Here is a 22,346-nt window from a genome sequence, read left to right as displayed (position 1 = left end):
ACCGCCTCCCCCAGCCCCACTCCCGTTGATCTCTCCAAACTCACCCCCGAACAAAAGGAAATGAACCGCCGCGCCAAGGCGATGTTCGAAGCCACCAACGCCCCCGTAGACGCCTATATTGAAATGCACGTTGGCATCGCTAAAGGCAACGCGATCGTGATTGCTAGCTCCACCAATGGCATTGTCAGTAACGACAAAGGCGAAAAACTCGCAACCATGACCGCAGGCGAAGTCTACACCGCCCAATTCGACGGCCAAGGCATCACCCTCGGCAGTTCCAAACTCCCCCTCGGAGCCTTCATCACCCCAGAACCCGGCGGCCTGCTCTACGTCAACAATCGCGCCTATCGCGGCAAACTCCTCCTCGCCGTGCACCAAGGCCAACTCCAAGCCATTAACTACGTCAACATGCGCCAATATCTCTACAGCGTGGTTGCCAGCGAAGTCTCCCCCAGTTGGAGTCCCGAAGCCCTCAAAGCCCAAGCCGTCGCCGCCCGCTCCTACGCCATGACCTACTATTTCAAACCCGCCCATCCCCTCTACCACCTGGGCAACGACGAATACTTCCAGGTCTACAGCGGCATCGAAAAAGAAGACGATCGCACCAACCAAGCCGTAGACATGACTTCTGGAGAATACGTCAGCTACAAAGGCGGCATCGTGGAGTCGCTCTATGCAGCCTCCGACGACATCGTAGCCGAAGCCTTCGCTGGCAAAGGCATGAGCCAACTCGGCGCACTCAACCTAGCTGAACAGGGCTACAAATACGTGCAAATCCTCGGTTCCTACTACCCCGGCACCAAAGTCGCAAAAATCACCAAGGACTATTAGGGAACTGCGTATAAATAAAATCTCAGGTAAAGGGTAGAGGGGTAGAGGGGTAGAGGGGTAGAGGGGTAGAGGGGTGACTGAATTAGGGATGTTATTTCTTAGCAAGTCCCTAACTTCGTGTCCCATTCCTCTAAAACCAATTGATGCAGCAGGCTATGATTAAACCAAAGCTCCCTCACCGGAGATGATTGTGACGCAGCCAACGACCGATCTGCTCCTCTGGACAACGGCAGATTTAGAACGCTTACCTGAGAGCAGCGATCGCTATGAAATTGTTGATGGAGAACTGCTTGTAATTGGGGTCATCAGAATGCCATTGTTAACACCGTAGCCGAACTTCGCAACTGGTCGATCGCGACTAACTTAGGTAAAACGGTTTCCACTCCAGGCATTATTTTTAGTGATACAGATAACGTTATTCCTGACGTTGTTTGGATCAGCAAATCTCAATTGGACGTTGCATTAGACCAATAGTCCGGACAGTTTTAAATCGACAACGGTAGAATGCGGGTTTCAGCATCCTCAGTGAGGTCGAATGCCAACGGTGGAATGCAGGTTTCAGCTTCCGTTCCAAAAAGTGTCCGGAGTATTGATTAGACGAAAATGGCCATTTTAACGATCGCGCCAGAATTAATCGTCGAGGTGCTCTCCGCCGGAACACAAAAAGAACGCCACGATCGGGAAACGAAACTCAAACTGTATACCGAGCGCGGAGTCCAGGAATATTGGATTTTAGATTGGCGGCTCCAGCAAGTCGAAATCTATCGCCGCCAACCCACCACTCTTAAACTCTTGTCTACCTTATTGGTAACAGACGTACCAACCTCACCACTGTTACCCGGATTTACCTGCGCAGTTGATCGGTTATTTCTGTAATGATAAACCTGAGTTCGACAAGCACAATTGTCCCTCACAAATCCCCTGTACTGGGACGGAGAATTTACTTTCGGGGGGTGTCGGGGGAGTAGAGTCCCCTGACATTGCAGGGGCGCGGGGAGAAGTTCCCCGATCTTCGCTGCGCAGCAGCCCCGACGATCGAGGTACACCACGAATTCATCCAACTGACGTTGAGCCAAGGAGCGATCGCAACCATCACTCCCCAACCCTCCCACTCTCCTACCCTTTCACCCTCCTACTCCTCAAACTGCCACAATTCCTGCGTATAGCTCTCATCCAAAATCTTCTTCGGACGCATCACCAGAATCACCCGACCCAGCAACGAACCCGCCGGAGCCTCCTCAAACCACTGGATCTCCAACTGATTATCATCATTCGCCACCACGAAATAACTATCCCCATCCCACGATCGCTGCGCCCGGTCGACGACAACCAAAACCTGCTCCGCCTTCCCTGGTAATTGCGTCGGTAACTGATCACTCATGGCCAACAGCACCAAAGGATCGGACGCCGTGCGAATCACCTGCCAACCGGGCACTGGCACATAGGCTCCCGCCCCAGAAAACTTAACAATGCCAAAGGGTTCCTCTGTTTCATAGAGCGGCACCGCTTGCAGATCCGCCAACGTCAACGGCATTTCACCCACCACTGGCAACACACTGGGCAATTCCTCATCCGTTTCCAAACGATAGACAGGCAAGCGGGGAGCCGCCTTAGCAGGGCTGGCCGAAAAATCCGTCAGCAACCCTTCCACCTGCCGCCGTGCCGTTGCACTGTGGGCATATTTCAACCCCTTGGCAATTAACAGCGATCGGGCTTGCAAATCCGTTTTCTGCTTTGCCGCCCGCCAAGCAAAATAGGCCATGATATCGCCGGGATGGCTGGTAAATTCCGCAGGCGGCTGACTCAGGCGCGTAAAGTCCTTCATTGCCTTGGCAATTTCCCGCGCTTCATCCATGTCGATTTTACGATCGCAGGCAAATTCCGCCGCCGCCGCCCGATCGCTGGGAGCCAGAATGCGGAACTCATACAACACATCACTGGCCCGCTGCCCGAAATGGGTCTTCGTGGCATCGTTAATGCCCACTTGCACAATGGATTTGTAAACCTGCATCGCAACGATAATTTGATTCTGCTGAATCGGTTCAAATCCCGTTGCTTCAAAGATTGCTTGATCGGTCTGTCCCGCTTTCTGCAAGGCTTGGCAAGCTTCCGCCCATTCCACCCAAGTGCCTTGCTTGCGTCGCATCGCCGTCAGCAACGCTTCGGCATCAATGGGAGGTTGATTTTGGGGCGTTTGCTCGGGAGAAGTTTGTTCGGGAGAAGTTTGTTCGGGAGAAGTTTGTTCGGGGGACATTGGGTTTGACAGATTTTCTCCAGTCATGATCTATGGGGTAAGCGCGATCGCAAATCGTGGGTGAAGTTGGATGTAAATCTTGGGTGTAAATCTTAGGCGTAGTGAACGGTGGGCGGGAGGAAGCTGAGGCATCGTAAATCCTAGGCGTCAATACTGCCCCTTCAAGCCCTACACCCTATAGGCTCCAGGCAGAGCCTATCTAATACGAATTCTTTGAGCAATTTGAGTCTTGAGCTTAAGCTGGTTATATAAATCTACTTCAGGATTTGAGTGATTGATTGATACAACTAGCGCATATCTTTGCATATCAAATTCCCCTTGCTTTGCCCATTTCCGAGTACAACTAAGAACAAGATACAACGGTTGCTGATCAAACCCTCTAGCTCTAGATGAGATTTTAACTTGCCCTCGCTGAAGACACCCTTTATTCCTCAATCGGCTTCCTGGAGATAAATCCACAGTGATTCCTTTACCTGGATGTTGCTGTTTTAGTTGATCTAGGGAAATTTCTGTAAGCTCTTCAGTTGAGGTTTCCTTACTAGCCTTGACAAAAGCACCGATGATACTTTCTTTATCAAGATTTTTGAAAAGGTTAAATTCCATCGTCACTCCAAGATAGGAGTCTCCCCGTGTTGGTCGAGTAGGCGGATCAAATGCAAGCGAGATAGATAATATTCGAGTACCTTCTGTCCGTAAGTACTCCTCCGGCAGTGGGGGGATTTCAAAAATCTGGAAACTTCCTACAGGAATTTGTGCATCATCTTCTAAAAGAACTACATAGTTTTCAGCAGAGTACTTTGCACGAAATAAATTAGGCTGACCATATCCATAAATTCGTAATCTTTCTCGTGCCTGCGCTGTATCATCTCCTTGTAGGACGAGTGGAATTTCAGCGGGTAAAGTCGCCGAGTTTATGATCAGTGCTCTAATCAAGTTCGAAGTCGCATTTGGGAATTGAGTGAAAAGTTGAGCTGCCATATTAGCTACGCGGGGAGCCGCAAAGCTAGTCCCACAATAGGCACGAAACATCGAACCAGCATAATTTTTGGCAAGTGTCAGAATCGAAGCTCCTGGTTCATTACTGATTACACGGCTTCCATCAACAACCAAATCTCCACCAAAATCTACAAGCTCAGGCTTAATCATGCCATCGACACCAAACCCACACCTGGTAAACGGCGAAGGGTATCCCTGAACCCGTGCGATTACGTTTCTTTGAGCATCTTCAGGGTATTGAAGACTGCCAGATCCAAGAGAAAGTGAACCAACTGTAAGAGCAATTGCCGAAGTAGCTGGTTCAATAATTCGAGCTTCTTCATTGATCAAATAGTTTGGATAGTCAGTTCGCAAGCGTTCCCCTGAACCTGCTTCATAAGGCAAATTACCTGCGGAAATAACGAATACCAAGTTCTTGTGCTGAAGTTGATAAGCAATTTCATCAATTTTTGCAGCAAGACGAAACTGTTTTTGCCCATCTCGAAAGGCTAATCGAGAGTCTCCTAGAGAAATATTGATAACTTTGCAGTTTCCATAATTTTGTGTGAAATATTGAATTGCATCATCCAATTGATTCTCTAGCAGTGAGTCTGGATCGTACTCATTGTTATGATCAGTAACACGGGCAGAGAAAAGCCAAGCTGTTGGTTGAAATAATCGATTTTTGACGCTTTGACTGACATCTCCGTAGATCGCAATTCCCGATACCCCTGTACCGTGACCACCTGTTTTTTCATCTCCATCGTCGGAACCGCCTTTGATAAATTCTCTAGCTGAATCTGGGAAAACCTCCGCTTCTCCTAGAGCAGGAGCAATCAGAGGATGTCCTTGCCGTACCCCAGAATCAACGACTAGAATTCCACAGTTTTGCTCAGGAGGAGAATTCACTTCTGGAAGGTCAGACAGTGGAATGTTGTACTCCGCAGGAGTCTCAAAGTTGGGTTTGGGTCTACGGTCAATCTCTTTGACGAATTCCTCTTCTAACAAAAGATTAAGAACTTCAGGTACAACCTTAATTCTGGCAATGCAGATGTATTCTCCTACGTAGCGATCGCTGATCCTCATGGCAGAATCATCTAACCAACTTCTCAGAACCTGATCCAAGTCATCCAGGTACTTATTCATTTCAGCCCTATCGCCCGTATGCCATAGCTCTAGGTCTAGTGCCGCAAGCTCACTAGCCTGGATTGGTTCCAGTTCGAGTAAGCGTCCAATTCGATCTGAAGGCTCCAGCGGCACTAAAGCTTCAATTGCATCCAAATGACCGTATTCATATTCAGAGTCACTGATGCCACTATAGGCTTCTAACCGTGATCGGAATTGAGTGAGTTCTTCATCTGAAGTGAAAACAACAATTGCTTTATTTGCCTTTGGTTCTTGGGCTAGCAGAGTTAACCCGAGTGGTGAAAGTGTGCTTTCTTGCAGCGTGCCATCTGAACTAAGCTTAATCTTAAAGATAAGCTTTGGGTTCAAACGAAATGGTGAAGTCTTTTGCTGGGAGCGTTGAGTCAAATCCGAAATTTGATCTAGCAATTGCCGACCATGACTACCGCGATCACTCCTGTGGGATTTACCGCCAAACCCTGGAGTTTTACTTCTGCGAGGCAACTCAATATCAGTTCTTGGTAGTTCTAGGTGATCAAACTGACTCGTCATGTCCTACCTCTGAAGCCTTTTCTGAATTCGCTATTATACGGTTTCTTTCTAAATAACGCCCTACAGCAGTTTTTAAGTCAACACAGGTAAGCTCTCGATCACCGCGAAGAATAACAGTTTTAATACTATCAATACAAATCCGTTCAATATCTGCACCCGTTGCCGTGTGTAAGTCAGCAGAAAAATCTTCAAGATTAATAGTAGAGTGTCGAATTCTGGAAAGATAGCGTTTCAAAAGTGCTGTTCTAAGATCCAGATCGGGCTTCCCGAAGAAAAGAACCTCGTCAAACCTTCTCCAAACAGCATTATCTAGTAAGGATTCATGATTCGTTGCTGCAATGAATAAGCTGTTACTGTTTGAGGTGTCAATGAGTTGGAGTAAACTATTAACAAGTCGTTTAACTTCGCCATGTTCATTAAGCGTGTTACGATCTCTAGCGATCGCGTCAAATTCATCAAACAAAACAACCCATTCACCTTTTTCAACATAATCGAAAATTTTCTTTAGATTAGTTGCAGTCTCTCCTAAGTACGATGAAAACACAGCTGTTAGGTTGACGTAAACCATCGGTATTCCGAGAACCCCAGCAAGTACTTTAGCAGTCAATGTCTTGCCACAGCCTGGAGGCCCACAAAATAAAAGTTTTGATTTGGGGCGCAATCCATAAGTTTCCAAAACTTCTTGCTTTCGGTTTTCCAGCGTCACACGCTGTAAAATGTCCAAATTATCCTGACTCAGGACCACATCATTCCAAGTCAAATCAAAGGATCTGATATCAATCAGTGACAAACCTGTCTCCCTGTCTTTTGGAACTTCAGGGTGATTTTTGTAGAGGGTATTACTAACAGTCACGGATTTAGAATGGCCATTTTGGAGGATTCTTTCTAAATCCCTGGCAAGCAAATTATGGTTCTTACTCTTCTCTTCTTGGATTAGTTCCATAGCCGCAGCATAAAACCCCTCTCTCTCATTGCGAGAGAAGCTTTGGAAAAGCTTTCTTATAATTTCTCCCCTCGCCATATTCTGTAGCTGCACTAAACTCTATACAGTGTCTATTAGGACATCAGTACTGTAGATATCATACTATCCTGAAATCAGGGGTTAGAAAAGCCTAACCAAGTTAGCACTAAATTGCCAACTTGGTTAGGCTTTTCTTTAGCTGTTTTTAGAATGAGCACATTTATCCATAATTTTGACTTATGGGAGAGTACATAGTGCAATGGCCTAGAAATCAGCAAATGACTATGAGAGTGTAAGTACTGAGGCAGTTTAACTCGCCTTAGTACTGGTTTTCTTTGTGGTCTTTTTGGTCGTGGCTTTTTTAGCCGTGGTTGAGGCTTTCTTCGTGGTCGTCTTCTTCGCCGCAGTCTTCGTCGAAGCCTTACCCGTCTTCTTCTTACTGCTTGCTTTGGCCGCCAACGCTTCCACCGCCATTTCCATCGTCACCGACTCCACTGTTTGCCCCTCCGGCAACGAGGCATTCACCTTACCGTGCTTGATGTAAACCCCATAGGGGCCATCGTAGAGATTCACCGGTTCCCCATCGTCCGGGTGCCCGCCCAACTCTCGCAGGGGCGTCGCCGTCGCCCGCTTGCCCCGCACCGCCTTCGGTTGGGCCAGCAGTTCCAGCGCCCGATCCAAGGTAATCGTCACCGGATCATCCGCCCCCTTGAGCGATCGGTAATCTTTGCCCTCTTTGCCCTGGTCATGTACGACATAGGGGCCAAAGCGACCCAAGCTCGCCTGCACTTTACAACCGGTGTCAGGGTGCATCCCCAGGGTACGGGGTAGGCTCAGCAGCCCAACGGCCTGCTCTAGGGTGATATTTTCCGGCGTGACGCCCTTCGGCAACGACGATCGCTTCGGCTTGGCCTTGCTGCCTTCCGCCACTTCCCCTAACTGCACGTAGGGGCCATAGGTGCCCATCAGCACAAAAATCGCTTCTCCAGTTTCTGGATGCAACCCTAACTTATCTGGACCTTCGGTCTTCTGCCGTAGTAGCACTTCCACCTGATCCGGATCCAAATCCGCTGGAGTTAGGCCCTTGGGGATGTTCGCCTTGACCGTCTCGCCCTCTCGATCGACTTCCAGGTAAGCCCCGTACTTGCCAATGCGAATTTTGGCTTCCAGGTTTTCCAACTCCACGGTTTTCGCCGATACGGGATCAATTTCGCCCTCCCGCACCTTCACCTGGGTATCCAGTCCCGATTCGCCCAGATAGAAATTCTTCAGGTAGGGCAACCAGGCCACTTCCCCCATGGAAATGTCATCTAGGGTGCGCTCCATTTTGGCCGTAAAACTGGTATCGACCAGATCAGGGAAATGGTTTTCCAGTAGAGAGGTCACGGCAAAGGCGGTAAAGGTCGGTACCAGGGAGTTCCCCGCCGACTGCACATAGCCCCGATCGATAATCGTACCGATGATGCTGGCGTAGGTACTGGGTCGGCCAATGCCTTCACTTTCCAGCATTTTGACCAGGGAGGCTTCCGTATAGCGGGCAGGCGGCTGGGTTTCGTGGCCGATCGCATCCAAGCCGTGGCAATCGGGATGATCCCCCACCTTCATGGCAGGCAAAATCACCTCTTGGTTGTCGATCGCGGCATCGGGATCGTCCGACCCTTCCACGTAAGCCCGGAAAAAGCCGGGAAAGTCAATGCGTTTGCCCGAAGCCCGGAAGCCTGCGTCTTCCACCTGGATCGTCACGGAAATTTGGGTTTGGCGCGCTTCCGCCATCTGGGTGGCTACCGTCCGCTTCCAGATCAGGTCATAGAGTTGGAACTCCCGACCGGACAGGCCCGTCTCCTGGGGCGTGCGGAAGCTGCTACCCGCCGGACGGATGGCTTCGTGGGCTTCCTGAGCTCCCTTGGCCTTGGTGGTGTACTGGCGGGGCTGGGGACTGAGGTAGTCCTGGCCGTACATGGATTCCACGCAACTGCGCGCGGCGGAAATGGCCTGTTGGGACAAGTGCACCGAGTCCGTCCGCATGTAGGTGATGTAGCCGTTTTCGTAGAGGCTTTGCGCTGTCCGCATGGCATCCCGCGCCGACAGACCCAACTTACGGTTGGCCTCCTGTTGCAGCGTCGAAGTAGTAAAGGGTGGGGACGGCTTGCGGGTAACGGGCCGCTCTTCTAGATCAGTGACCGTCCAAGGCTTATCCGTCAGACGGGCTTGCAGAGCGCGGGCCTCTTCTTCGTTGAGTAGAACGACGTTTTTGCCCTTGGCAATTTTCCCCGTGTTCTCGTCGAAATCTGCCCCCGTCGCCAGTTTTTTCCCAGCTAGGGTAATCAGCTTGGCTTCAAATTCGCCATTGCCCTTTTTGCTCTTGCCACCCTTACCCTGATCGCCTGCGATCGCGAGTAATGCCTTGAGATCCCAGTAGGAACCTTGTTTAAAGGCTTGGCGTTGCCGTTCCCGCTGCACCAGGAGTCGTACGGCCACGGACTGCACCCGCCCCGCCGAAAGGCCGTAGGCAATCTTTTTCCAGAGCAAGGGCGAAAGGGTATACCCCACTAAGCGATCGAGGATCCGCCGGGTTTCCTGGGCCCGCACCAATTTTTCGTCCACTTGGCGACAGTTGCGAATTGCTTCCTGGATCGCCTCTTGCGTAATCTCGTGGAACACCATGCGCTTGACGGGCACCTTGGGCTTCAGAACTTGCAACAGGTGCCAGGAAATACTTTCGCCTTCCCGGTCTTCGTCCGTCGCCAGAACCAGTTCATCAACCCCTTTCAGGGCATCCTTAAGTCCCTTAACCACCTTTTTTTTGTCATCGGGGATAAGGTAGATTGGCTCAAAATCGGAATTGATATCGACGCCCAACTCCCGCACCCGCTTATCGGTGATCTCCTTCGGGACATCGCTGGTGGACTGGGGCAAATCTCGAATGTGCCCCATCGATGCTTCAACGAGGTAACCCTTCGGCAAATAGTTCCGAATGGTTTTGGCTTTGGTGGGGGACTCGACAATGACAAGGGTGGACATGGGAATCCGACTGAACAGCAGCGGTAGGTGGACTAGAGTGAAATCGTGTTGGATCCAGATAGAGATCGAACCCAGTCTGTTTAACTTATAACCATAACGAGTTACTCTCGCCGTGACTACAAGGTTTTTGTAAGAATGGTGCCCCGATCGCTGGACAGAAGCACCACTAGCTCCCCAAATTCCCAACTTTCTAAACAACCAGAGACTCCCGTGGGAAACGGTTTTTCAGTAGCTAGTAGCAGAGACTTGAATGGTGAATATCTAAAAAATCTATATCTGGATATCTATATATAACAGTCCTCTGGCACTTATGAACTTGAGGAGGCAACTTGAGGGGCTGAACTTGAGGAGGTAACCGGCCAATGCAAAACTTGCGATCCATCCCCATAACCCCGGCCCGATCGGTGGAATCTCTATACTGATCCCTAGCTATCTTGAATCGTTCCATCCCCGAAAAAGCTGGGATAGGCAAAATCTCCTATCAAATTGCACGGTACAATCCAATGGAGGAGAATCAAGATTTCTCCCGCTATGATTAACGCAGCCTAGAGACGGTTCTATGGATTTTGCAAGCCTTGCCAGTCAATTGAATGCGGGCGTCATCCTGCCAGAAGGCATCGTCATCACCACGTTGATGATTGTCATTGTTGGCGATCTGATTGTGGGACGGACTAACTCCGCGAAGTGGACGCCCTACGTTGCGATCGCGGGTCTTCTTGCGGCAGTGGTTGCGCTCTACACCACACAGTGGAATGTCGCGAATCCGATTTCTTTCCTGGGTGGCTTTAATGGGGACGCGCTGAGTGTCGCCTTTCGGGGGATCGTCGCCCTCTCCGCAGCGGTGACCATCCTCATGTCTGTGCGCTATGTCGAGCAGTCAGGAACGGCGTTGTCAGAGTTTGTCACCATCTTGCTCACTGCGACGCTGGGGGGAATGTTTCTCTCGGGCGCGGATGAGTTAGTCATGATTTTTGTCTCGCTAGAGACCCTCAGTATTGCCTCTTACTTGTTGACGGGATACACCAAGCGTGATCCCCGATCGAACGAAGCGGCGTTGAAGTATTTGCTGATTGGGGCTTCCAGTTCAGCGATTTTCCTCTATGGGTCTTCGCTGCTCTATGGCCTGTCCGGTGGACAAACCAAGCTGGGTGAAATTGCGGCTCATATTGCCAGTGCGGATCTGGGATCGTCGATCGGTCTGGTGATTGCGCTGGTGTTTGCGATCGCGGGCATTGCCTTCAAGATCGCGGCGGTTCCATTCCACCAGTGGACGCCGGATGTGTACGAAGGATCACCCACGCCGGTGGTGGCCTTCCTGTCCGTCGGATCTAAAGCAGCCGGATTTGCCCTGGCAATCCGCTTGTTAGTGACGGCCTTCCCCTTGGTGGACGAGCAATGGCGCTTCGTCATGACCGCCCTGGCGATCTTGAGTATGGTGCTGGGCAACGTGGTGGCCCTGGCCCAAACCAGCATGAAGCGTCTCCTGGCCTATTCATCGATCGGGCAAGCAGGCTTCATCATGATTGGGCTGGTGATTGGCACCAGCGCAGGCTACTCCAGCATGATTTTCTACTTGCTGGCCTACCTGTTCATGAACCTGGGAGCCTTTAGCTGCGTGATTCTATTCTCGTTGCGCACTGGGACGGATCAGATTAGTGAATACTCCGGTCTGTACCAGAAGGATCCACTACTCACCTTGGCGCTGTCGATTTGTCTGTTGTCCTTGGGGGGGATTCCCCCGCTGGTGGGCTTCTTTGGGAAGTTGTACCTGTTCTGGGCTGGTTGGCAGGCAGGAGCCTATGGCTTGGTGCTGCTGGGCTTGGTCACAAGCGTCATCTCAATCTACTACTACATCCGTGTGGTCAAGATGATGGTGGTGAAGGAACCCCAGGAAATGTCAGAAGTGGTGAAGAATTACCCGCCGGTGACTTGGGATCTACCCGGTATGCGTCCACTGCAAGTGGGGCTGATTATTTCCCTAGTCGCTACGTCGATCGCGGGGATTCTGTCCAATCCGCTGTTTGCCTTCTCCGATGCTGCGGTGGCTAAGACGCCGATGTTACAAGCTGCGATCAAAGCCAAGACCGTTGCGGAATCTCCCGTGGATGCCTCGGCGACCCCGAAGGCACCGATCGTCAGCACCGTCGCACCTGCTGTGAAGTAAACGCGGTGGCTGCGATTAGCAGCGGCATCTCGATCTGATCCCCGATCGCTTTATTTAAAGCGATCGGGGATTTTAATAGGCAGGAATTCTTTTGGGGTTACTCCGGCTGCACAATCACCGCTGCATAGTGGTAGGGCGAAAGGAACTGGCTGGCAATGTTACACAGGTCACCGGACACGAACGATCGGATATCGTCGGGATAGGTCAGCGCCGCTTCCAGTTCCGCTAAGGTGTGGTTATAGCCGTAGAGATTGGCAATTTGGCTGGGCGACTCCGTGGAAAAGGCATGGTCGTTGCAAATGAGCCGTTTGGCTCGGTTCAGTTCCGTGGGCGTAATTGGCGCATGGGTCAGCTCCGAGAGCCGATCGCCGATGATGGCCTCTACCCGATCTAGATCATCGGGATCGAGCCAAGCGGTAATGGTAAAAATGCTGGAATCCTGTTGCATGGAAACGGCAGCGCTGACATCCAACACAAGATTGCGTTCTTCCCGCAGTTCCCGCACTAGTCGCGAAGTGCGTCCCTCGGTCAGCAGCACAGAGAGTAAATCTAAGCCTTTCACCGACCAGCGATCGCGCTTCGATTGGGATCCGGGTGCAATCCAAGCCAGCATTAATCGGGCCTGTTCCGCCTGGGGCAGTTGCAACACCTGACGGCGAATTCCGACGATCGGCGGTTCGGCCTCGGTCTGGTAAGACTCAAAGGGTGTGGGCGTTGGGAAGGTGTGGAAGGCTTGGCTAACGGCCTGAATCGCTTCAGCTTGGCTGAGATTGCCCGTGATCACCACCGTCATATGTTCCGGTTGGTAGCGCGATCTGTGGAACTGCCGCAGCCGCTCCGGGGTCATCCGCATCAAAGTTTCGGTCGTTCCCAAAATCGATCGGCCATAGGCATGGCGCTGATACACCGTTTCTAACAGTGCTTGGAAGCCCAGCCAGTCCGGATTGTCGTAGGCTTGGCGCATTTCTTCAAACACGACCTCCCGTTCCCGCTCAAATTCCCCATCGGGGATCGCCGCATTCAACAGCAGTTCCGCTAAGCAGGGCAGGGTTTCACCCAAGGCGTGAATCCCACAAACTAGGAAAAAGTGGGCATAATCCTGTCCCGTGGCTGCGTTGGTGGTGCCGCCGTGGTTCTCAATAATGGCGTCAAACTCTCCAGGCAGGAGCCGATCGCTGCCCTTGAAAATCATGTGTTCCAAAAAGTGCGCCATGCCCGAAGCGTCATCGGGTTCCAACATCGCACCGGCCTTTACCCAGACATCCACCGCGATCGCATCGGTCGCTGTCATTTGGTGGTGAATTAGTGTCAAACCGTTGTCCAGACAAACCCGAGAAACAGCGCTAGGAACAGCGATCGGTAATGACAAAAGGTTCAATGGAGCAATCTTTCCCGCAGAAGAAGTTGAGTTACTTTTAACCTTACCGTAACCTGTTGAGAGCGACCATCTTTCTTGGAATCATTTTCACGTTTGGGAAAAGGGGGATGGGGGCAGAGTGTTTGCCTGAGGCGTTCCCTAAAAACTAAAAAACTCAACTGAATCCAGTTGAGACCTGAAGGCTGACCTGACGTCAGCGTCTTGCATACAAATTCTAAATTTTTTAAGTTCTAAATTTTTTAAGTTCTAAATTCTTTAAGTGGGTTCACCGCTGCGCCGTCTTACCTCAGTTTTAGACCTGGCTTAAACCAGGTGGGTACCGTTATATCCCGCATAAAGTTTCTGAGTACAAGCTCAGTCTACTGCCGCGAGATCTATGAGGTTCCCTTATAAGAAAAGACATAGATCAAAAAACATTATTGGCAGTCACCAACGTAGCCGTGAACCTTCCAATATTGTAAACGGTGGAGGTCGGGATTGGCTAGGGATGCTGGGTGGGAGAGGCTGGGATGTAGATTCGCTAAGGGTTCCAGCGGTTAGGGCACAGGCGACCCAGCCCTAGGCAGGATACCAGATACGCTCAATTTCCTGGGCGACTGCGATCGATAGCGCAGCCATGTCTTCGGGCTCTAACAATTGCACAGTGACGTGCCCTAATTTACGACCGGGGCGCGATTCCGTTTTGCCGTACCAATGGACATGGGCGTTGGGAATGGCCGCTAGTTGCTGCCGTTGCTCGGCATAGTCACTACTAGAACTTTCAAAGCCGAGGAGATTCACCATCACCGCTCCCGCACAGTTCAAGGCCGGACTGCCCAAAGGCAAGCCACAGACCGCACGTAACTGCTGTTCAAACTGGGAAACCTCGCAGGCATCTAGGCTGTAGTGGCCGGAATTGTGGGTACGGGGCGCGATCTCATTCACCAACACCCGATCGTCCTCCGTGAGAAATAACTCGATCCCCAAGATCCCCACATATTGCAAACTTTCCACAATCGTTTGGGCGATCGCGTAGACTTGCTGTTCTACCCGTGGCAACAGATCCGTTGGGACAAACACCCGCCGACAGACTTGATTCTCCTGCTGGGTTTCCACGATCGGATAAATCACCACTTCCCCGGTGAGCGATCGGGCTGCCATCACCGCCAACTCACGGGTAAAGGGCACAAATTCCTCTAACATCAAGGCATCGACCGGAATGTTGTAGATCAGATCTTCAAATTGCTCCTCGGTCTTAACAATGAAAGTCCCGTAGCCGTCATACCCCAGACGCCGAGTTTTTAGCACACAGGGCAAACGATTGGGAATCAGCGGATAGGGCGAAGTGGGCAGCAGCGAAAAGTCCGGTGTTGGCAGATCCCGATGGCGTAGAAAGCAGCGCTGGTGATACTTGTCCAGCAGCGGCGTGAGACAGTTCAAGGCGGGCCGAAAAATAACCCCCTCTTGCGCCAGTCGATTCAATTTGGGCAGATCGACAAATTCATTTTCAAAGGTAATTACATCGCAGCGTTGAGCCAGTTCCGCTGTGGCCTCCGCATCGGCGACGGGGGCAAAGATGGATTCTCGGGCGATCGTCACGGCGGGATCGGTGGCGTGGGGCGTCTGTACGATCAGATCAACGCCCAATTTTTTCGCGGCCTCTGCCATCATCCAGGCCAATTGCCCTCCACCAATGATTCCAACCCGTTGCACTTGAGTCGGGATAGTTTGTTTAACAGGATTGGAATTCACCATAGAACTGAGAATATGTGCAGAAAGCTTGGGGTAGATGGGAAGCGACGATCGAGCAATTGCTCAGGACAGAGGGGGCCTGCGGAAAGACCCACCCCCAGACAGAGATAGAAATCCATGGAAACCCTGTTGATCCAGGAACCTGGGACGATCGGAGGAGATTCAGCCGCCAGTGACACAGATCACTAGAAGTTGGGTGACTAGCTCACTAACAAAGTTTATCTGAAAAGTCTATCGGAAACGATTCCTTAGCATGAGGGGAATTTCCGCATTCATTCTCCAAAACATCCTAGGGAGTCCCGCGTTTCTACACCCGTCGCTGAGTTGATGCCCGTTGCAATTTTGCACAGTGTTTTGATCTGAGCGCCATCCAAAATGGCATCGGTGAAATCGGCCCCTGTAATGTCGATCGCCTCAAAGGTCGAGTGCAGCAAAATCGCCTCTGTTAGGATGGCATCACTCAAGTCCGTTTGCTTAAACTTCACCTGATCCATCAGGGCATTGGCTAAGTTAGCTGCGTGGAGGTTAGTGCCCGTCAACACCGATGCACTCAGCACAACCCCCCGCAGATCCGCCTGACTGAAATTGACATCTTCTAGATTGGCATTGGAAAATTCCGCCGTCCGCAACACCTGACCCGAAAAATCTTGGCCTTTTAAATCAGCATTGCTATAGGACAGGGGCGGCGGATAGTCCAATCCTTGGGCGGGAGATCCGTTTAACCCAAATCCCGCCAGAAGCACGAGCAAGCAAATCCCCCAGCCCCAAAATCTCCGCAATCCATGCCCGATGGCCGTCCCGAACGGATTGCTCCAACTCCGACGCAGACTCTCGATCGCCATGCAGCAGCCTCTCACTCAGCCTTTTCATTGTGACTTAAAACTGCAAAGCACTGCTGCTAAAGCCGTGGGGCACGGCTGCAAACCCCTCGAGTGGACAGCCTCAAACTAATTAGATAGAATTCTAATTAGATGAGCATCTAATTATCTTTACTCCTGGTACTGCCCTATGGCCCCTGAAAATCTTCAAACCCTCCTTAACTTCTTCAAAGCCCTCAGCGACGAAAACCGACTGAAACTCCTCGGTATCCTGGCTCAGCGGGAATGCAGCGTGGAAGAGATGGCGGCGCTCCTGAATTTAAAAGCCCCGACGGTGTCCCACCACTTGGCTAAGCTCAAGGCTCTCAACCTAGTGCTCCTCAACCCCGAAGGAAATACCCATCTCTATCGGCTTAACGCTGAGCAACTTCAGTTTCTGAGCCGCGACCTCCTCTCCTCTGAACAATTGCAGACCCTAGCGCAATCGGTGCAACCAGAAGCTTGGGAAACCACGGTCTTGAAAGCCTTTGTCGAAAACGATCGCATTCGTACGATTCCAGCAGCCCGCAAAAAACGATTTGTTGTGCTGAAATGGTTGGTCGAAAAAATTGCCCCCGATCGGGATTATTCCGAAAAAGAAATCAATACTCTACTGAAGCAGCACCATGAAGACTGCGCGACCTTGCGTCGAGAATTAATTGGCTATCAACTTATGAGCCGCAAGGATGGGAACTACCGACGGCTTCCAGCCACAGAATGGCGAGAAGAATCCGGTAATTTTAATTAATACCAAATCAACTTGTAATTGCAATCTACAACAATCCCCTATTTGATTAATTCAATTTTGGGATTTCCTCCCACCCCAACATCTAGGAGAAATTCTATGTTCCTTGGTTCCGATCGCGTCAGCGATGCGGAACGTAGACCGTTTCGTTTTTATTTATTCGGCACTCACAAAGAAGTACAGTCAGCAATTAACCAGCTACATACCTTGCGTTTCTTCGATCGTATTCGCTGGAGTCCCCCCATGCCCGTTCCCAGTTCCGACTGGCAATACGTCAGCATGATAGAACGAGATCGAGCTACGGAGTAAGGGCGATCTCGCGTAAAAGCTCGGTTTTTCTGAAAAATCGGGCTTTTGGAAAGCAATATATGCATAACTTCGCTGGCTGTGAACTTTAAGATCAAATTAGAGCAACCTCACAAATCACCTTCAACAATGGCAAAACTAATTGGGACTGGATTGATGCTGGCAATGGTAGGAAGCACAATAACGATGCATCCCACATCCGCTTTGGCATCCGGAAAAATCCAAGAAGGCACCTACTGGAGCGGCCTTTCTACGCCGATGATTGAAGTGTATGGCGATCGCTTCTCTGTCGATGGGGCAATGGATGAAACCCGCTCGCAACCCATCTCAGGGTTAGAACCGATTGACGACGGCATTTTTTTCTACAACGACCAATACTGGTGTCGCTCCGACATTCCGCCCTCGGAAGCTCGCCTAGAAGGCTATGAAAATGTGATTTGCACTGAAAAAGGATGGGTGTCGATTAAAACCCCTGACCCTGCTGCAAAACCACCCGCCTATTGCGCCCAGACAGCCTATCGAGATTTCTTTGTTCACTTTGTGCGGGGATACGACGATCGCACGATCGAAACCCGCAACCATTACACCTGGCCCACCGTAGAGATCCGCCATGCCCAGCCACCCCACACCCTCCTCGCAACCCTGCACAAGGAGGATTACAGGGCATTTCGCCTAGCCAGCGATCGCAACTGGATCTCTGTTGATAACCGCAATCAAGCCTTCGATCTTCCAGAACGCAAAACACCTCCCGCCGATCGTGTCAGATTAGACCTGAGCACACTGCAAGGCACTTCTTTCAAAACACGACTGAGGGCACAACGGTATGCAATGCTCGAGTTCCACGAGGTCAGTAAAAACAGATTTCGCGTCGATTACCGTGAAGTGACCTATGCAAGTTCGCAAACGAATCAATGGATCGAAGCTGCTGGAGCATCAGGAGCCTATGTGTTTGAGCATCGCAAAGGCTGCTGGCACTTGACCCAAGACCTCAGAAATTCCCCACGGTAGTTGCGACAGTAGTTGCGACAGTAGTTGCGACAGCAGTTGCAACTCAGACGGGCGGGCGCTCCAACTCCCTGGTTGTTTTGATAGGATAGTCAGTGGAGCGATGAGGTATTTTTCCCACCATGATGACTCCCGATCGCGCCGACTTGCCCCCTATCCCCGATGACCTCCGGTCGATCGCAGACCATCGTCCCATCACCCTCCCCACCGAGTCCACCCGTTGGGTTCACGTTTGCCAAGGAAAATCCTGCCGTAAACTCGGGGCTGCCCAAGTACTAGCCGCCTTCCAAGCCCAGCCCCACTGTCCCGTCCCGATCGTCCCCGGCTCCTGCCTGGGGCAATGCGGCAATGGGCCAATGGTGGTGGTTTTACCCGAAAAAACTTGGTATTGTCGAGTGAGTCCCGCAGAAGTTCCCGCGATCGTCGAGCGGCACCTGCACCAGGGCCACCCGATCAAAGCCATGCTCTACCCGAAATTTCATCCCACCTGTCCCCGTTAACCCTTCCCGATTAGCCCCCTGATTGCCCCACCATGGTGACGACTTCCTGGAACATCCTCCCCTTAATCCAAGACCCAGAACAGTTGGAAGTACGGTTAAAGGAAATTCCAATGGAACCGGGGGTGTATTACATGCGGGATGCCTCCGACAACATTCTCTACATCGGTAAATCTAAAAAACTACGATCGCGACTACGGCAATATTTCAACGGTCAGGATACGCGATCGCGCATCCCAACCATGATGCGGCTGGTAACGGAAATTGAATTCATCGTCACCGATACGGAAGCCGAAGCCCTGGCCTTGGAAGCGAACCTGATTCGGCAACACCAACCCCACTACAACGTGTTGCTGAAGGACGATAAGAAATATCCCTACCTCTGTATCACTTGGTCAGAGGACTATCCCCGCATTTTCATCACCCGGCGGCGACAGATGGGCAACTCCCGCGATCGCTACTATGGCCCCTATGTGGACACCCATTTACTGCGCAGTACCTTGGCCCTGGTCAAGCGCATTTTTCCCCTACGGCAACGGCCCCAACCGCTGTTTAAAGATCGCCCCTGCTTGAACTACGACATTGGTCGCTGTCCCGGCGTTTGCCAAGGCTTAATCCAGGCGGACGACTATCGCAAAACCCTGCAAAAGGTCGCCATGATTTTCCAGGGACGCACGGGGGAACTGGTGGACACCCTGACCGAGCACATGGAAAAAGCCGCAGAAGATCTCAACTTTGAACATGCGGCGCGCCTGCGGGATCAAATCCAAGGATTGCGCGAACTGGGCGTCGAGCAAAAGGTTGCCCTCTCCGACGACACCGTTTCCCGCGATGCGATCGCGCTGGTGGCTGATGATCACCATGCCTGTGTGCAATTGTTCCAAATTCGGGCGGGGCGGTTGGTGGGGCGGCTGGGGTTTGTGGCCGACGCCCAGTCGGGGGAACCGGGGGCAATTTTGCAGCGGGTCTTGGAGGAACATTTTCAAACCGTCGATCCCGTGGAAATTCCGGCGGAAATTTTGGTGCAGCACGAATTGCCCGAGGGTGACATGCTGGCGGCTTACCTGAGCCAAGCTAAGGGCCGTAAGGTTTCGATCGTCCATCCCCAGCGGCAATCCAAAGCGGAATTGCTGGAAATGGTGGAACGTAACGCCGCCTATGAACTGGCTAGAACCCAACGGGTGGTCGATCGTAATAATCAAGCCATGCAGGACTTAGCGGAAATTTTGGATTTACCGGAATGGCCCAGACGGATTGAAGGCTATGATATTTCCCACATTCAGGGTTCCGATGCGGTAGCGTCCCAAGTGGTATTCGTCGACGGATTGCCCGCCAAACAACATTACCGTCACTTTAAGATTAAAAATCCCGATGTGCGTCCCGGTCACTCCGACGACTTCGCCAGTATGGCTGAGGTGATCACGCGACGGTTCCGCAAGTATGCCAACGCCAAAGCAAGGGGAGAACAGATCCGCCGTTGGAATGAATCCTCGGTCTTAACGCGGCAATCCACATCCTTTTCCGATTTTCCCGACTTAGTGATGATCGACGGCGGCAAAGGCCAACTGTCGGCGGTGGTGAATGCGTTGCGGGAGATGAACTTGCTGGAAGAAATTCGCGTGGTCAGTTTGGCTAAGCAGCGAGAAGAGATTTTTCTACCGGGGGAATCGCTCCCGTTAGTCACTGAGGCGGAACAACCGGGGGTGCAACTGCTGCGACGCTTGCGGGATGAAGCCCACCGCTTTGCCGTGACGTTCCATCGCCAACAACGCAGTAAACGCATGCAGCGATCGCGCTTGGATGAAGTGCCAGGATTAGGGCATTATCGCCAAAAACAACTCCTCGCCACTTTTCGATCGATCGATTACATCCGTGAGGCAACAGTAGAGCAGTTAGCAGCCGTACCGGGAATTGGCCCCAAAATGGCGGAACAAATCTATGAATATTTCCACCCCACCCAGGAAGAAGAAGCCATCTCCTGAAACCCTGACATTTGCGAATATTTCCTCACAAGATTCTCAAGTTTCTTCCGTAGCGTCAAGGATGAATGGTTGCAACACCCGGTAATCCCCCTACATTACCGTTGAGGATTTTGATTATGAATATGGCAAAGGAGCACATCCACTATGGATTGGAGCACCATGGCATTTTGCAGCCCGGCATGGTGTATTGGAATCTTTCGGTACCTGCCCTCTACGAAGAAGCCATTCGACGCCGGGAAGGTGTGCTCGCAGCATCGGGGCCTTTTGTTGTACGGACGGGACACCATACCGGTCGATCGCCCAATGATAAGTTCATTGTTCGGGAAGCCAGCACGGTGGATGAGGTCTGGTGGGGCAAAATTAACCATCCCCTGAGTGAGCATCGCTTTGAGTCGCTCCATGCGCGGATGTTGGCCTATTTGCAAGGGCGGGATTTGTTTGTCCAGGATCGCTTTGCGGGGGCTGACCCGGCCTATCGCATTGGCGTACGGTTTGTTACGGAAATGGCTTGGCATAGTCTGTTTGTGCATAACTTGTTTATTTCCCCCAGTCATGAGGAAATTTTAAATTTTGTTCCAGATTTCACGGTGATTGCATTGCCAAATTTCCATGCCACACCTGAAATTGATGGCACCAATTCCGATGTCTTTATTGTGTTGGATTTTGAACGGAAGTTAGTATTAATCGGTGGCACTAGCTATGCAGGGGAAATGAAGAAAGCAATCTTCACAACGTTGAATTATCTGTTGCCCCATCACCACGTTTTGCCGATGCACTGTGCTGCAAATGTGGGATCGGACGGTCGGGTTGCGCTATTTTTTGGCCTATCGGGAACGGGTAAAACTACATTATCTGCCGATCCCCAACGCACGTTGATTGGGGATGATGAGCATGGCTGGAGCGATCGGGGCATTTTCAACTTTGAAGGCGGCTGCTATGCCAAGTTGATTCGCTTGTCAGCGGAGGCGGAGCCAGATATCTATCAAACCACGCAACAGTTTGGCACGATTTTAGAAAATGTGGCGATCGATCCACTGACCCGACAGTTGGATTTGGACGACGGTACGTTAACGGAAAACACACGGGGAGCCTATCCGATCTCATTCATTGAAAATATTGATCCTGCCGGAACCACGGGCCATCCCCAGAATATTGTGTTTCTGACGGCGGATGCGTTGGGCATTTTGCCGCCGATCGCGCAACTGACGCCGGAACAGGCGATGTACCATTTCCTTAGCGGCTACACGTCCAAAGTGGCGGGTACGGAAAAGGGCTTGGGCCATGAGCCGGAGGTGGTTTTTAGTGCTTGTTTTGGTGCGCCGTTTATGGCGTTGCATCCCCATGTCTATGCGGATTTGCTGGGGCAAAAAATTCTGCGGCACCGGGCGCGGGTTTGGCTGGTAAATACGGGTTGGACGGGGGGCAGCTATGGCGAGGGCGATCGCATGCCGATTCAGCAGACGCGGGCGATGTTGTCTGCGGCGTTGAGTGGGGCGTTGGATCAGGTGAAAACAATGGTTGATCCGGTATTTGGCTTTCGGATTCCGATCGCCTGTCCAGGCGTGGATTCTAAGCTATTGAATCCGCGTCTGACTTGGAGTGATGCGGCAAATTATGATTTGCAGGCGTTGAAGTTGGCGCAACGGTTTGTCGATAATTTCCGGCAGTTTGAGGCGGTGGTGAGTCCTGAGGTGCTTAAGGGTGCGCCGTCTCTGACACTTCAACCGGAGTTAGTTTCTCTGCGGTAATTTTGAGCGTCGCTAGGGACAAAGTACGGGTGCTGATTGATACTCAGTTGCTTTTTTGCAATACGGATTGACAGACAGTTACTTTGTTCGTAGTGTGGTTTCCTAGAGCGATCGCCATGGACATCCTTCTTTGACGGGTCGGCATGAAGCATGGGGTCGCTGGGTTCCCAACAATTTAGAGCACTACCCTTCGTTGTTGACGCAACTCCGGGTA

18 protein-coding genes and 1 other RNA gene are annotated in these 22,346 nt (G+C 51.5%); 10 read left to right on the top strand and 9 right to left on the bottom strand.

The window, feature by feature from the left end; genetic code table 11:
- The 3 genes from ACN4EG_RS22830 to ACN4EG_RS22820 form a co-directional block, all read left to right on the top strand.
- Positions 1-831 (top strand): SpoIID/LytB domain-containing protein (locus ACN4EG_RS22830; RefSeq protein ID WP_431632534.1); only part of this gene is annotated, 831 nt, incomplete at its 5' end.
- Between the two features lie 190 nt (positions 832-1,021).
- Positions 1,022-1,162 carry a hypothetical protein gene (locus tag ACN4EG_RS22825; protein WP_431632533.1) on the top strand — a complete coding sequence of 47 codons (141 nt, stop codon included), beginning with the start codon at positions 1,022-1,024 and terminating at the stop codon, positions 1,160-1,162.
- 272 nt (positions 1,163-1,434) lie between these two features.
- Positions 1,435-1,707, top strand: a complete 273-nt coding sequence (locus tag ACN4EG_RS22820; RefSeq protein WP_431632531.1) for a Uma2 family endonuclease — start codon at positions 1,435-1,437, stop codon at positions 1,705-1,707.
- Positions 1,708-1,963: 256 nt separating this feature from the next.
- Here ACN4EG_RS22820 and ACN4EG_RS22815 read toward each other — a convergent pair whose 3' ends face one another.
- The 5 genes from ACN4EG_RS22815 to topA form a co-directional block, all read right to left on the bottom strand.
- A complete protein-coding gene (locus tag ACN4EG_RS22815; RefSeq protein WP_431632529.1) occupies positions 1,964-3,085 on the bottom strand; it encodes a RuBisCO accumulation factor 1 in 1,122 nt (373 codons plus the stop codon).
- Complete coding sequence (locus ACN4EG_RS22810; protein WP_431632527.1) at positions 3,000-3,236, bottom strand: pentapeptide repeat-containing protein; 237 nt, start codon at positions 3,234-3,236, stop codon at positions 3,000-3,002. The genes ACN4EG_RS22815 and ACN4EG_RS22810 overlap by 86 nt, the downstream gene beginning before the upstream one ends.
- A gap of 44 nt (positions 3,237-3,280) precedes the next feature.
- Positions 3,281-5,737 (bottom strand): S8 family peptidase, encoded by a 2,457-nt coding sequence (locus ACN4EG_RS22805; protein WP_431632525.1) that lies wholly within the window; start codon positions 5,735-5,737, stop codon positions 3,281-3,283.
- Positions 5,721-6,758, bottom strand: a complete 1,038-nt coding sequence (locus tag ACN4EG_RS22800) for an AAA family ATPase (protein WP_431632524.1) — start codon at positions 6,756-6,758, stop codon at positions 5,721-5,723. The genes ACN4EG_RS22805 and ACN4EG_RS22800 overlap by 17 nt, the downstream gene beginning before the upstream one ends.
- A 249-nt stretch (positions 6,759-7,007) precedes the next feature.
- Positions 7,008-9,719, bottom strand: coding sequence for a type I DNA topoisomerase (gene topA / locus ACN4EG_RS22795; RefSeq protein ID WP_431632522.1), 2,712 nt, complete (start codon positions 9,717-9,719; stop codon positions 7,008-7,010).
- A 559-nt stretch (positions 9,720-10,278) separates the two neighbouring features.
- On the opposite strand from topA, the gene ACN4EG_RS22790 reads away from it, so the two are divergent.
- A complete protein-coding gene (locus tag ACN4EG_RS22790; RefSeq protein WP_431632521.1) occupies positions 10,279-11,883 on the top strand; it encodes an NAD(P)H-quinone oxidoreductase subunit N in 1,605 nt (534 codons plus the stop codon).
- Positions 11,884-11,980: 97 nt separating this feature from the next.
- Here the strand turns inward: ACN4EG_RS22790 and ACN4EG_RS22785 are convergent, their stop codons facing one another.
- The 4 genes from ACN4EG_RS22785 to ACN4EG_RS22770 all read right to left on the bottom strand — a co-directional run bounded on the left by ACN4EG_RS22785 (position 11,981) and on the right by ACN4EG_RS22770 (position 15,834).
- Positions 11,981-13,174: a M16 family metallopeptidase gene (locus ACN4EG_RS22785; protein WP_431632519.1), complete on the bottom strand. Its 1,194-nt coding sequence runs from the start codon at positions 13,172-13,174 to the stop codon at positions 11,981-11,983.
- Positions 13,175-13,522: 348 nt separating this feature from the next.
- Positions 13,523-13,708, bottom strand: a non-coding RNA gene (gene ssrS / locus ACN4EG_RS22780) — 6S RNA.
- A 111-nt stretch (positions 13,709-13,819) separates the two neighbouring features.
- Entirely contained in the window at positions 13,820-14,995 is a 1,176-nt protein-coding gene (locus tag ACN4EG_RS22775; RefSeq protein WP_431632517.1) for a 5-(carboxyamino)imidazole ribonucleotide synthase, read from the bottom strand.
- A 269-nt stretch (positions 14,996-15,264) separates the two neighbouring features.
- The gene (locus tag ACN4EG_RS22770; protein WP_431632515.1) at positions 15,265-15,834 is read right to left on the bottom strand and encodes a pentapeptide repeat-containing protein; all 570 of its coding nucleotides are present in this window, start codon (positions 15,832-15,834) and stop codon (positions 15,265-15,267) included.
- Between the two features lie 166 nt (positions 15,835-16,000).
- On the opposite strand from ACN4EG_RS22770, the gene ACN4EG_RS22765 reads away from it, so the two are divergent.
- The 6 genes from ACN4EG_RS22765 to ACN4EG_RS22740 all read left to right on the top strand — a co-directional run bounded on the left by ACN4EG_RS22765 (position 16,001) and on the right by ACN4EG_RS22740 (position 22,132).
- The gene (locus tag ACN4EG_RS22765) at positions 16,001-16,597 is read left to right on the top strand and encodes a DUF2087 domain-containing protein (protein WP_431632513.1); all 597 of its coding nucleotides are present in this window, start codon (positions 16,001-16,003) and stop codon (positions 16,595-16,597) included.
- Between the two features lie 96 nt (positions 16,598-16,693).
- Complete coding sequence (locus tag ACN4EG_RS22760) at positions 16,694-16,903, top strand: hypothetical protein (RefSeq protein ID WP_431632511.1); 210 nt, start codon at positions 16,694-16,696, stop codon at positions 16,901-16,903.
- Positions 16,904-17,086: 183 nt separating this feature from the next.
- Positions 17,087-17,908: a hypothetical protein gene (locus tag ACN4EG_RS22755; RefSeq protein ID WP_431632510.1), complete on the top strand. Its 822-nt coding sequence runs from the start codon at positions 17,087-17,089 to the stop codon at positions 17,906-17,908.
- A 119-nt stretch (positions 17,909-18,027) separates the two neighbouring features.
- Positions 18,028-18,405, top strand: coding sequence for a (2Fe-2S) ferredoxin domain-containing protein (locus tag ACN4EG_RS22750; RefSeq protein WP_431632509.1), 378 nt, complete (start codon positions 18,028-18,030; stop codon positions 18,403-18,405).
- Positions 18,406-18,437: 32 nt separating this feature from the next.
- On the top strand, positions 18,438-20,384 hold the full coding sequence (gene uvrC, locus ACN4EG_RS22745) for an excinuclease ABC subunit UvrC (RefSeq protein WP_431632507.1): 1,947 nt from the start codon (positions 18,438-18,440) through the stop codon (positions 20,382-20,384).
- A gap of 116 nt (positions 20,385-20,500) precedes the next feature.
- On the top strand, positions 20,501-22,132 hold the full coding sequence (locus ACN4EG_RS22740; protein WP_431632506.1) for a phosphoenolpyruvate carboxykinase: 1,632 nt from the start codon (positions 20,501-20,503) through the stop codon (positions 22,130-22,132).
- Positions 22,133-22,346 lie beyond the last annotated feature (214 nt).

Source organism: Alkalinema pantanalense CENA528, assembly GCF_050753345.1.
Taxonomy (GTDB): Bacteria; Cyanobacteriota; Cyanobacteriia; order Leptolyngbyales; family Leptolyngbyaceae; genus Alkalinema; species Alkalinema pantanalense.
Note: the sequence above shows the minus strand (reverse complement) of the source record. Positions and strands in the feature narration are given on the sequence as shown.